Source organism: Halobacillus sp., assembly GCF_049282395.1.
Taxonomy (GTDB): domain Bacteria; phylum Bacillota; class Bacilli; order Bacillales; family Halobacillaceae; genus Halobacillus.
In genome coordinates, this window is record NZ_JBAPTY010000309.1 from 1 (window position 1) to 5,351 (window position 5,351).

5 protein-coding genes are annotated in these 5,351 nt (G+C 45.3%); 4 read left to right on the forward strand and 1 reads right to left on the reverse strand.

From position 1 onward, the window contains the following. The coding region (locus WAM07_RS13225; RefSeq protein WP_422167548.1) for a D-serine ammonia-lyase at positions 1-871 on the forward strand (871 nt) is incomplete at its 5' end. A 71-nt stretch (positions 872-942) separates the two neighbouring features. Here WAM07_RS13225 and WAM07_RS13230 read toward each other — a convergent pair. Further along, the gene (locus tag WAM07_RS13230; RefSeq protein ID WP_422167550.1) at positions 943-1,725 is read right to left on the reverse strand and encodes an SDR family NAD(P)-dependent oxidoreductase; all 783 of its coding nucleotides are present in this window, start codon (positions 1,723-1,725) and stop codon (positions 943-945) included. Between the two features lie 226 nt (positions 1,726-1,951). On the opposite strand from WAM07_RS13230, the gene WAM07_RS13235 reads away from it, so the two are divergent. Genes WAM07_RS13235 through WAM07_RS13245 form a run of 3 tightly spaced genes read left to right on the forward strand, consistent with a single transcriptional unit; the run spans position 1,952 to position 5,188 of the window. Continuing rightward, the gene (locus WAM07_RS13235; RefSeq protein WP_422167552.1) at positions 1,952-3,640 is read left to right on the forward strand and encodes an SLC13 family permease; all 1,689 of its coding nucleotides are present in this window, start codon (positions 1,952-1,954) and stop codon (positions 3,638-3,640) included. Between the two features lie 16 nt (positions 3,641-3,656). Beyond that, positions 3,657-4,868, forward strand: coding sequence for an MFS transporter (locus tag WAM07_RS13240; protein WP_422167554.1), 1,212 nt, complete (start codon positions 3,657-3,659; stop codon positions 4,866-4,868). Beyond that, positions 4,865-5,188, forward strand: coding sequence for a CHY zinc finger protein (locus tag WAM07_RS13245; protein ID WP_422167555.1), 324 nt, complete (start codon positions 4,865-4,867; stop codon positions 5,186-5,188). The genes WAM07_RS13240 and WAM07_RS13245 overlap by 4 nt, the downstream gene beginning before the upstream one ends. The last annotated feature ends 163 nt before the right edge of the window (positions 5,189-5,351 follow it).

The following is a 5,351-nucleotide window of genomic DNA, read 5'->3' on the forward strand; positions in this document are numbered from 1 at the left end:
GTATACGATCGGCGTTGGATCGACAGGGAATCTGGCGCTGAGTATTGGTACCATTAGTGCTAAACTCGGATTTACGGTAGAGGTTCACATGTCGGCTGATGCGAAGCAGTGGAAGAAGGATCTGCTCCGTCAAAAAGGAGCGAAAGTTTTCGAGTACAAAGGAGATTTTAGTGAAGCCATTACGCAAGGACGTTCGATTACGATGGACGATCCACTTGGCTATTTTGTAGATGATGAGGACTCGAAGGCCTTATTTTTAGGATATAGTGTGGCTGCCCTTGAATTAAAAAGACAGTTGGATGAAGAAGGGATTACAGTAGATAAGGATCATCCGCTGTTCGTTTACCTTCCGTGCGGAGTAGGAGGATCCCCGGGAGGGATTACATTTGGATTGAAGGAAGTGTTCGGGGATCATGTTCACTGCCTGTTTGTAGAGCCTACGCATTCTCCGTCCGTAATGCTCGGGGTAATGACTGGAGAACACGAAAAAGTGTCCGTTCAGGATTTTGGTCTGGATAATCTTACAGAGGCGGATGGGCTGGCGGTTGGACGTCCTTCCCGGTTTGCGACAGAAATTAGTCAGTATTTGGTAAGCGGTTTTTATACTATGGAAGACGATGAAATGTACCGTCTGCTTGCATTGCTGGCTGACTCAGAAAACGTGTACGTAGAACCATCCGCAGCTTCCGGACTTTCCGGACCATTAAGACTTCAAGAGTCGGGCATTCTCGAAGAAAATGGATGGGAGGACAAAATGGGCCGTGCGGTTCATTTAACCTGGTCCACAGGCGGGTCCCTAGTGCCGGAACAGGATAGGAAGAAATTCTATCAAAAAGGAAAATCCCTGCTAACACCCGTGACCGAATCCTGAACCAAATGGAATAAACAGCCACCTCAGGTCATCCAAAATCTGGATGACTTGAGGTGGTATTTTTTACATATTCACAGGAGTGATTCGGCGCCGTCGATGAACACCTCGGTCCCTGTAATGTGGGAAGAAGCATCGGACAGCAGGAAGTGTACAAGGTCGGCCACTTGTTCAGGTGAGCCCACTTCTTCATTAAGCGGTGAGCCTTCTACTTCTTTTTTTACTGGGATTTTAATTTTTTCAAGCTCCTGCTCAGCCGGACGCGTGTTTTCACCAATATTAGTATCGATGAAACCAGGGCACATAATGTTAACGCGAATTCCCTGGGAAGCAAGTTCCACTGCAGCCATTTTGCCGAAGGCCATAATCCCGGCTTTAGAAGAACTGTATGCAGAAAAGCCTTTATTCGTAAAGGTGCGGTTACCATTAATAGAACTGGTAAGTACGACACTTCCTCCTTTTTCCTTCATGTGGGGGATGGCATATTTCAGGGTCAGGAAAGAACCCTTTAAATTGGTTTCAATGGTATGGTCCCATTCTTCCGGAGGCATGTCCTCGATAGGCATAACTTTACCGTTGACTCCGGCATTGGCGAATACCCCATCAATTCTGCCCCAGTGTTCTTGGACCATGTCTATACTTTTTTTCACCTCTTCCGGAGAAGACAAATCAGTGGTCAGGGTTAGCGTGCGGTTGGCTTCCCCCTGAAGCTGCTGTTCTGCTTCCTTTAACCGATCTTCATTAATGTCTAATAGTGCTACATTTGCCTGTTCATTTACAAGTCTGCGAGCGGCCGCATATCCCATACCGGAAGCAGCGCCTGTAACGATGAATACTTTATCCTGGACAGTTGTCAAACCTTCCACCTCTTTCTATTGTCATACTTCCCTTTATCCAGAAAGCCCTCGTGAAAAACCTGTTCATTACTATAATTCCATAAACTGGATGACCTGAGGTGACAATATAAGGGATTTATTTGAGAGGGTTGGAGTTGATTTCTACCTTGGATTCCAAATTTATGATAAAATTTGTTAATATATGAGAATATTCTTGCAATACTAACAAATTCGGATGGGAGGAATCATGATGCAGGAACAATCCGGGATAAAAAATTTCTGGAACTGGATGTGGCAGTTGCATGATCAAGCCAAAGATTTAATGAGCTTCGCTGTGACGGGAAATCCTGAGAAAGTGAAACCAAAGGAAGATGATCGTAAGCAGGCGGGGAATGGTTCGGATTCGAATCAACCGGCAAACGGGAGCGGCGGATCCGGTTCTTCCTTTGATACCCGTCAAAAAATTGGTATCATCTTAGGACCTCTTTTATTTATTGTGACGCTTTTATTTTTTGAACCAGAAGGACTGTCCGGCAGTGCGGTAGCGATTCTCGCAAGTACCCTATGGATTGCTACGTGGTGGATCACTGAGGCTGTACCGATTCCAGCTACGTCTTTATTACCTTTAATTTTGTTTCCGCTTACAGGAGGTCTCTCCGGTGATGCAACGGCATCATCTTACGGGGATAACACCATTTTCTTATTCATGGGTGGTTTCCTTATTGCCCTTGCGATGCAGAAGTGGAACTTACATAAACGCATCGCCTTGTTTATTATTTCGCTGGTAGGGACAAGCACTGAAATGATTGTGCTTGGGTTTATGCTTGCGACCGGACTGCTTTCTATGTGGATTTCCAATACAGCCACTTCAATGATGATGGTACCGATCGGCCTTGCGGTTATTTACCAGGCATCTGAACAGTTGAAGAAGGAAGGGGAAGGTCAAGTCGATCACTCTTCCTTTAACTTTGGAAAAGTCGTTATGCTTGGGATTGCTTACAGTGCTTCGATAGGAGGTCTTGCTACGTTAATTGGTACGCCACCGAATACGATTTTTGCTGCTGTCGTTTCAGAAACGTACGATCTCGAGATATCCTTTGCACGGTGGATGATGTTTGGTGTACCATTAGCCCTTCTTTTCTTAGGAATTGCCTGGATATATCTTGTTAAAGTAGCCTTTCCCATGAAGATTAAGCAGCTTCCGGGAGGAAAAGAAGTTATTAATAACGAGCGTCGAACGCTTGGTGATATGTCGATCGAAGAAAAAATCGTGCTTTCTGTCTTCAGCATAACAGCTCTTGCATGGATTCTAAGGTCATTTGTATTAGTCCCTTATGTGAATGAGAACATTAACGATACAGTTATTGCCATGAGTGCCGCCATCATTCTTTTCCTCATTCCATCGTTCAGTAAAAAGGGAGACTTCATTCTGGACTGGAACACGGCGAAAGGGCTCCCGTGGGGGATATTACTACTTTTCGGTGCAGGTCTTGCGATTGCAGCAGGCTTCCAGGAAACTGGACTTGCGGAATGGATCGGTAAGCAATTGACGATTTTAGAAGGGGTCAGCTTGTTCCTGATTCTCGCGTGCGTTATTGCTATGGTTATCTTCCTGACCGAAATCACGTCAAACACGGCTACAGCCACAATGATGTTTCCAATTATGGCTTCGCTTGCATCGGCACTATCCGTGCACCCATACAGTCTGATGATTGGGGCGGGGGTTGCAGCCAGCTGTGCGTTCATGCTTCCTGTGGCCACACCACCGAACGCGGTTGTGTTTGGATCAGGCTACTTACGTATACCCGATATGGCCAAGGCCGGGTTTTTACTAAACGTCTTTGCCATTGTTCTGGTCACCCTTGCCATTTATTTTTATTTACCATTCGCATGGGATATCGACCTAACAACGTTTCCTCAAAAATTCAGCCAATAAGTAAAGGATGAACACCATGGATTCAAGTCAGCCGGCTATTAAGCCCTATACCCCGGACGAGTCTGGATTCTGGCGCGTTACTTTAGCCCTGATGCTTGCGTCCTTACTCGTCTTTTCAACTTTGTATGTATTTCAGCCGTTATTGCCTATTTTTGTGAATGAATTTCAAGTATCGGCTACTGAGTCCAGTTTTCTTATGTCCGCTGCTGTAATCGCGATGGTTGTCGGGCTTTTCATTCTCGGCTTTGCAGCGGACCGTTACGGACGAATGCGACTGATGCAAATATCTCTTGGAGTGACGGTATTGCTGCTTGTAGCAATGCCGTTTACTTCTTCTTTTGAATGGCTGGTAGTTTTACGATTGCTGCAAGGCTTTTTCCTGGCCGGAATTCCTGCAGCAGCTATGGGCTATTTAGGAGAAGAAGTAGACCCTAATCATTTAGGTCTGGCTATGACGCTGTACATATCCAGCAACGCACTCGGCGGTATGGGTGGGAGAGTCGCAGGGGGTTATTTAACGGATGTATTTGATTGGGAGAAGACCTTGTTCGTACTCTCTGCATTTGGTGTGGCTGCTGCTCTGCTTTTCCTATTGCTTCTGCCTTCCGAACGTTTCTTTACAAAAGGAGACCAGCCACTTCGGGAAGATTTTCAGGGAATGCTTGTCCACTTGAAAGACCGTTATATGCTAGTGTTATTTTTAATGGGATTCCTGCTTCAAATTGTTTTTACAGCAATATGGACGTATATCCCTTTCCATTTGCAATCAGACCCATATCAGTGGCCGTTAAAATGGATATCCTTTACGTATTTTGCTTATGTTCTCGGGGTCCTTGCCCCACCACTTGCCGGCCGTCTGTCTAATCACTTCGGTTTAACAAAAGTGATGTTTTCTGGATTATTTATTCTGATTGCAGGAGCTGGTTTCACCGCTTTACAACCGGTATCATGGATCATGGTAGGACTCGGTGTGCTTTGTTCCGGATTTTTTATTGCTCATTCTATGGCTGCCGCTCTTGTGAGTAAATCAGCTGATCATCACAGAAGCGGCGCCTCAAGTTTTTACTTGATTAGTTATTACGTAGGAGTAGCAGTAGGAAGTACAGCTGTCGGGACCCTTTGGGAGACATGGGGCTGGCCGGGCGTGATCAGTACCGCTCTTGTCTTTATCTTAATTTTTATCTCTTTGCCGGTATTTAAAAGGAATTCAGGAGGAGGAGAAGTATGAACAGAATTAAGGTGAAAGGTACAGGTGTAGATGAACACACGAGATGTGCACACTATCATAGTAACGTCGACATTGTGGCGGTCAAATTCTACTGCTGTCAGGAATACTATGGCTGCTACTATTGCCACAAAGAAAAAGCGGATCATAGTGAGAGAAAATGGCCTAAGGAGCATTGGGAAGAAAAAGCGATTTTGTGCGGAAATTGCTGGACTGAGTTTTCTATTCAAACATATATGAAGGTGAATCAATGTCCAGAATGCGCTCATCCGTTTAACGAAAAATGCAGCTACCACTATCCTTTGTATTTTGAAGGAGTTTAAGATTAAACGATATTCAACAAAAGGGCCGGATTTTTGAAGACTCGATTTCGAGATATTTTATGAGAAGATAGGTCCTGCGGGGGATGATTCGCTTTCCGCGGGCATGTGCTGAGCCTCCTCAGTCTTCGACTTCCGGGGTCTCACCGGTCATGTTTATCCCGCA